The 6,510-nt window shown below is 30.9% G+C and carries 6 protein-coding genes, 1 tRNA gene and 1 pseudogene; all 8 read left to right on the forward strand.

Features of this window, described 5'->3' with window-relative positions:
• Positions 1 to 155: 155 nt before the first annotated feature.
• The gene (glsA, locus tag JJE11_RS12265) at positions 156 to 1,076 is read left to right on the forward strand and encodes a glutaminase A (protein WP_291636011.1); all 921 of its coding nucleotides are present in this window, start codon (positions 156 to 158) and stop codon (positions 1,074 to 1,076) included.
• Positions 1,077 to 1,346: 270 nt separating this feature from the next.
• On the forward strand, positions 1,347 to 3,962 hold the full coding sequence (gene polA, locus JJE11_RS12270; RefSeq protein WP_291636014.1) for a DNA polymerase I: 2,616 nt from the start codon (positions 1,347 to 1,349) through the stop codon (positions 3,960 to 3,962).
• An 84-nt stretch (positions 3,963 to 4,046) separates the two neighbouring features.
• The gene (coaE, locus tag JJE11_RS12275) at positions 4,047 to 4,667 is read left to right on the forward strand and encodes a dephospho-CoA kinase (protein ID WP_291636016.1); all 621 of its coding nucleotides are present in this window, start codon (positions 4,047 to 4,049) and stop codon (positions 4,665 to 4,667) included.
• Positions 4,652 to 5,215 (forward strand): lytic transglycosylase domain-containing protein, encoded by a 564-nt coding sequence (locus JJE11_RS12280; RefSeq protein ID WP_291636018.1) that lies wholly within the window; start codon positions 4,652 to 4,654, stop codon positions 5,213 to 5,215. The genes coaE and JJE11_RS12280 overlap by 16 nt, the downstream gene beginning before the upstream one ends.
• A 176-nt stretch (positions 5,216 to 5,391) precedes the next feature.
• Positions 5,392 to 5,473: transfer RNA gene (locus JJE11_RS12285), tRNA-Leu, on the forward strand.
• 148 nt (positions 5,474 to 5,621) lie between these two features.
• Positions 5,622 to 5,933 (forward strand): hypothetical protein, encoded by a 312-nt coding sequence (locus tag JJE11_RS12290; protein ID WP_291636020.1) that lies wholly within the window; start codon positions 5,622 to 5,624, stop codon positions 5,931 to 5,933.
• Between the two features lie 65 nt (positions 5,934 to 5,998).
• The gene (locus JJE11_RS12295) at positions 5,999 to 6,121 is read left to right on the forward strand and encodes a hypothetical protein (protein WP_291636022.1); all 123 of its coding nucleotides are present in this window, start codon (positions 5,999 to 6,001) and stop codon (positions 6,119 to 6,121) included.
• Positions 6,122 to 6,314: 193 nt separating this feature from the next.
• Positions 6,315 to 6,510: pseudogene (locus tag JJE11_RS12300) on the forward strand (hypothetical protein); the annotation flags it as partial.

Consider the following 6,510-nt stretch of genomic DNA (forward strand, 5'->3'; position numbering starts at 1 on the left):
AATTGAGAAATTAAATATATGATATAAAGTGAATATTTTATTTGTTCAAACAATTGAAAATATAATGCAATGTATAGTATTATGTAAAGAGTATATGCAAAGACAAAATTTATAAACTAAATTAGATTTATAGTTATTATAGTGGGGGGAAGAACATGAAGATAATATTAGACACGATTATACATGAAAATAGACACTTTACAAAAGAAGGCAAGGTTGCATCTTATATACCAGAACTTTCTAAAGCAGATGGAGAGGCTCTTGGTATATGCGTAACTGCCCTTGACGGAGAAGAATATTTTGCAGGAGATTATGAAACGAAATTCACAATACAAAGTATATCAAAGGTCGTCACACTAATGCTAGCTATGATTGACAATGGCGTAGATTATGTGTTTTCAAAAATAGGAATGGAGCCCACAGAAGCCGCCTTTAATTCCATAATAAATTTAGAAAATAATAATAATGATCAAAAACCATTAAACCCTATGATAAATTCTGGAGCTATTGCAACGGTTTCATTAATTCGAGGAGAGAGTGTAGAGGAAAAAATTAATAGGATATTACAGTTTACAAGAAAAATTACAGGTAATCTTGATATTAATGTTAATGAATGTGTTTTTGCCTCTGAAAAAGCTACAGGAGATAGAAATAGATCATTAGCTTATTTTATGAAGAGCACAGGCGTTATAGAGGGTGATGTGGAAGAAATTTTAGATGTATACTTTAGACAGTGCTCTATGGAGGTAAATTGTAGGGATATAGCAAGAATAGGGGCAATGCTTGCTAATGGTGGTGTTATAGTTCCCAATGATGAAAGAGTCATATCTAGAGAAGCCGCTAGAATAATTAAAACTATAATGGTTACTTGTGGTATGTATGATGGCTCAGGTGATTTTGCAGTACATATTGGAATACCTGGAAAAAGTGGTGTAGGGGGAGGAATAATGGCAGCGGTACCCAGAAGAATGGGTATTGGAGTAATTGGACCGTCTTTAGATAAAAAAGGTAATAGTATTGGTGGTATAAAGGTTTTAGAAGAGCTGTCTAGGGAGCTCGATTTAAGTATATTTTAAAAAAACAAATTAGTTAGCCACTTTAGTAGATTTTTGAGGTCTAGAATAATTTCTAGATCTTTTTTTATTTATAAAAAGTTTGTTAGCTTTTTTAGATGACTTGTTGTTATACTACAACAGAACCTGTTATAATTGTATAAAGGTAAGGTTAAACTTAACTAGAAGTGGATAAAATATTGATGAATCGAATCAATATTCTAATGCGATTAACACAAAACTGAGCAGTGGAATATATAAAGCTGTAAATATAGTAGAAAGAAGGTATTTATCATGTCTAAGGAGAGATTATTAATTTTAGATGGCCATAGTCTTATGTATAGAGCATTTTATGCACTACCGGCTCTAACAAATTCGGATGGAATATATACTAATGCAGTTTATGGTTTTACAAGTATGCTTTTAAAGATGAAGGAAGAGTTTGAGCCAGATTATATTGTTACAACTTTTGATAGGAAGGCACCTACTTTTCGTCATGAAGAATATAAAGATTATAAGGCAGGTAGAAAAAAAATGCCTGATGAGCTACAAGGACAGTTCGCTATAGTTAGGGAACTTTTAGAGAAAATGGCTATAGATATTTTTGAATTAGATGGATTTGAGGCGGATGATTTAATAGGAACATTGTCTGTATTTGCAGAAAAAGAAGGACTTGAAGTCTTTATAGTAACAGGGGATAGAGATGCACTTCAACTTGCCACGGATAATGTTAAAATTGTAATAAATAAAAAAGGGATGTCAGAAAAAGAAATATATGATAGAAACCGCATAATTGAGGATCTAGGAGTAACTCCTACTGAATTTATTGATGTAAAAGGGTTAATGGGAGACGCCTCGGATAATATTCCAGGAGTGCCAGGAATAGGTGAAAAAACTGCTTATAAGCTTATCAAAGAGTATAAGAGTATAGAAAATCTTCTTATGAATATTGATAAGGTTAGTGGTAAGAAACTTGTGGAAAATTTAACAACTTATAGTGAGCAGGCTATTTTCAGTAAGAAATTAGCAACTATTATTACATGTGTACCTATGGAAATGGATTTAGATTCAATTAAATCAAAAGAAAAATATGATGTGCGCGCTGTAAAAGATTTATTTCATAAATTACAATTTAAATCTCTAATAGCTAAAATACCGGATGATCAGGATTCAACTGAAGAATTATTTTCTGCGGATTTTACAGTAATAGATACGCTATCAGCACTTAAGAAAGTTACTCTAGAGATTAAAGATACCATTTATATAACGTTTGATATTACAAACACAAATGTTTTTTCAGAAATCAGCGTAGATAACATATACCTGAGTTATAAGGAAAAAAACTATTTGATTGTGGTTCTTGACTTATTGAATGAAGATGAAGAAAAAACTATAAATCTTTTAAAAGCTATGCTTGAGAATAATGATATTAAAAAGGTAAGTCACGGTGTAAAGAATGCTTACACTGCTCTTAATAAAAAGGGTATTAAGTTACAAGCAGTAAAATTTGATACGGAGCTTGCAGCTTATTTGCTGGATTCTGCTAAAAAAGAGTATAGCCTAGAAACCCTTATGGATACTAATCTTAGAATTAGTATTGCGGGCGAAGGTCACACAAAAGAAATTAATAAGGTGGCACTACTAAAAAGACTTTATGAAATATTAGAAAAGAAAATTGAGAAGTATGAAATGGAAGAACTTTTATATAAGGTTGAACAGCCATTAACAGAAGCAATATCATACATGGAGGCTGAAGGGTTCACAATAGACAAAGAAAAATTAGCAGAACTTGGCGTAAAATTTGCCGCAGATATAGCTAAGCTAGAAAGTACTATTTTTGATTTGGCTGGAGAAGAATTTAATGTAAAATCGCCAAAACAATTAGGCAAGATATTGTTTGAAAAATTAGATTTACCTGTAATAAAAAAGACGAAAACAGGATATTCAACTAATGCGGAAGTTTTAGAGGCACTAGCAGATAAACATCCTATCATCGCAGAAATTACTAGGTATAGAGGGCTCACAAAGATTTTTTCTACCTATATAGAAGGGTTACAAGCAGTAATTGATACAGATTGTAGAATACATTCAAACTTTACACAAACAGTTACAACAACGGGAAGGCTTTCAAGTACAGAACCTAATTTGCAAAATATACCTATAAGAAATGAAATGGGTAGAGCTATACGACGTGTATTTATACCACACAATGATCAGTGTGTTATTTTGTCTGCAGATTATTCGCAGATAGAGCTTAGAGTACTCGCACATATAGCAAAGGATGATAATTTAATTGAAGCTTTCGTTAATCATAGTGATATTCATACCAAAACAGCGTCTGAGGTATTTAATGTACCTATAGAAGAAGTTACAAAAACCATGAGAAGTAATGCTAAAGCTGTAAACTTTGGAATAGTATATGGTATTGGAGAATTTAGCTTAGCTAAGGATATAAATGTATCTAGAAAAGATGCTAAAATATACATAGAAACATATTTTGAAAGATATCCAAATGTTAAAAAGTATATGAAAGATATAGTAATTGAAGCTGAGGAAAATAGTAGTGTTACTACAATTTTGAATAGACGTAGATTTATACCAGAAATAAACTCATCCAATAAAATGGTGAAGGCATTTGGTGTAAGGCTTGCTATGAACACACCTATACAGGGAAGTGCGGCAGATATCATTAAACTAGCTATGGTAAATGTATTTGATAAACTAAAGGAAGAAGGACTAAAGAGTACTTTAATACTTCAAGTACACGATGAATTAATATTAAATGTTTATAAGGATGAGATTGTGCAGGTTGAGCATTTGGTTAAGGAACAGATGGAAAATGTTATTAAACTTTTAGTTCCTTTAGAAGTGGAAATAAGTATTGGAGAAACTTGGTATGAAGCAAAGTAAGTAGCTGGAAATTGAGAATGGAGTATCAAACCTAAAATTTTAAGTTTTCAATTCTCAATTCTAAAAAAGTGAGGGAAGAAGAAAATGTTAAAGGTAGGGATAACAGGTGGTATAGGCAGTGGCAAGAGTACAGTAACTAATATGCTAAGATTGATGGGGCATACCATTATTGATGCGGATATTGTAGCTAGAGAGGTTTTTACAATATACCCTGAGATACCTCATCAAATCAAAGAGCAATTTGGTTATGAGTTTTTTGACAAAGAAGGTAAAATCAAGAGAAAAGAGCTTGGAAACTATATATTTAAGAGTAGTACTCGGAGAATAAAACTTGAAAGTATAATGATACCTTTTATAAAAAAAGAAATATACCACAGAATAAAAACCTTTGAGCAAGAAAACTTACAGCTATGCTTTCTAGATGCACCTACTTTAATAGAAAACAATTTACATACTAGTATGGATGTTACTATATTGGTGTGGGTAGGTAGTGAGGTTCAAATACAAAGGGTTATGCTTCGCGACCATTTAGGAATAGATAAAACAATGGATAGAATAAGAGCTCAAATGCCAATAGATGAAAAGAAGAAGTTTGCGGATTTTATTATTGATAATGAAGGAAGTACTGAAAATACAAAGGTGCAGCTAGATTTTATTATTACTAAATTAGAAAGGTTAGATGTGAAAAAATGTTTAAAAAAATAATAAAAATTGTAAGTATAATTCTTTTGTTTGTTATAATAATTAATTATAAAAGTATTCTTAAAAGTTTTTATCCGCTAAAATATGAAAATCAAATAGTTAAGTATTCTCAGAGGTATGATGTAGACCCTTATTTGGTTGTAGCTGTAATCAGGGCAGAAAGTAATTTCGATGAAAAAGCTGTTTCTCATAGAGGTGCCTATGGGCTTATGCAGATAATGCCTGATACTGCGATGTGGGTTGCTGAAAATATGAAATTAACAGATTTTAAGTTGGAAAAATTATATGATACTGAAATTAATATCGCTATGGGATGTTGGTATATTAATAATTTAAATAACGAATTTAATGGGAATATAGACTTGGTTTTGGCAGCTTATAATGGAGGACGTGGAAATGTTCAAAAGTGGCTTAAAAATAATGAATACTCTGCGGATGGTAAAACATTAAATGTCATACCTTTTGAAGAAACGGATAAATATGTGAAAAAAGTAAAGACAAATTATAATATTTATTTAAAATTATATGACGATAAAATTAAGGCATATTAAAAGGGAAATAGGTTGAAGATGCCTAGGATACCTAGGAAACCTAGGCGAAAACTTAGTCAAAAACAGAAAAAAATATTGACAATTTACACTATGCTGATATATAATAAATTTTGTAGTCAGAAGTTGTATAAATGCATATGACTATAAAATTTGATCCTTTATATTAAATAAAATTTGCGATAGTGGCGGAATGGCAGACGCGCACGTTTAAGGGACGTGTGGGAGACCGTAGGGGTTCAAGTCCCCTCTGTCGCACCAATTGTATCAACACTTAATTGTGTTGGTACTTTTTTATTTGCTAAATAATACCAAAATCTACGATGCGTCTATTCGGATTTTAATTATATTTATGGTATGATATGGGTAATAATTCAAATAATATAAAATAGTTATAGGAGGTTTTTAAATGGGTTTAGACAATATTGATGAAAATGAATTAATTATGATAAGTATTGAACAGGTAGAAAATATCGAAAAATGGAAATCTTTATTCTTCGAATTAGCAAATAGGAATATAACTGTGGTAGTAGCCCAAGAAAAAATTGTAACTAAGGGAAATTTTCTAAATAAAATAGGATTAGATAATATTCAAATAATTTGTTCTGCTAAACAATTCATAGAACTAGTTCCAAAATTAAAAGAATTAGATGATGATAATATGTTGTCGGTAAAAAAAACTTTTCAGGAATTAGAAAATTTTTATTATGATAAAGATTAAAATTCGTGATAGATGAATTTTTAAAAGAAATATGGAAAAACTAACATCTGAAAGAGGTGTTATTTATGAAAAATAAAAAGAATGATCCTAATGAAAAACAAAAGAAATCATCTGGAAATAAAGAAAGTAATCCTGTAACTATGAATGGTGATAGCAACATGAGAAAACCTGAAAGAGGATTAAAGTAAAGTTGAAATTATTTCCTTTAATACGGTAAAGAAAGTGTATATTACGTAAAATGCATTTGATCAAGCGTTAGCGAAGTGAGATGCAGTTGTAGTAATAAACACTTTCTTATTTTTTTTGCTGAAATTAGTATCAAACCTCTGATTCTAGCATAAATTGTTAATGTATTAGTATTTCTAAATAGGGAGGACAATTATGAATAAAGAGGACAGAGACAATGAAGATATAGATATGAATGAAGAATATGAAATGATTCCACTAGAACCTATGATGTATGGGTATGGCCAAATGAATATGATGCCAAGTATGGGTATGCAACCTAATATGGGTATGCAACCCAATATGGGAATGAACCCTAATATGGGAACGAACCCATGGATGGAAATGAACC

The sequence above is a fragment of the Clostridium sp. genome (assembly GCF_016650095.1).
Lineage (GTDB): Bacteria > Bacillota > Clostridia > Clostridiales > Clostridiaceae > Clostridium_AD.